This is a genomic window from Pseudomonas sp. SIMBA_067, from assembly GCF_046534675.1.
Lineage (GTDB): Bacteria > Pseudomonadota > Gammaproteobacteria > Pseudomonadales > Pseudomonadaceae > Aquipseudomonas > Aquipseudomonas putida.
Genome location: NZ_JAWRYH010000263.1, coordinates 1 through 286 on the forward strand (window position 1 = coordinate 1; position 286 = coordinate 286).

1 protein-coding gene is annotated in these 286 nt (G+C 39.9%); it reads right to left on the bottom strand.

The genetic code is table 11. The features are described from left to right. Nucleotides 1–232 (bottom strand): DUF4105 domain-containing protein (locus tag SB765_RS29015; protein WP_410932403.1); only part of this gene is annotated, 232 nt, incomplete at its 3' end. Nucleotides 233–286: the final 54 nt, after the last annotated feature.

Here is a 286-nt window from a genome sequence, read left to right on the forward strand (position 1 = left end):
GCGAGGGAGTAAATGTGATGTTTTTAACCGCTGATTGCCCTTGGTAAGTGGCCGAGTTTAACCTTGAAAAAATAGTGGCAGGTATTACCCAAGGAGAGCTTTCGCTAGTTAGTTGATCGCCAATAACAAGTTCAATAATTTGTGCGAGATGAAACGCGCAGTTTTCATCGGCAAAGTAATAATCAAATTCAGTGCCTAAAATTTCCCATAAGTGGTTAGCAATAAAAGCCACGTCGCGCTCGTTTAGATTAAGGGTATATTCCCATAAATCTCTTAATTCTATCTC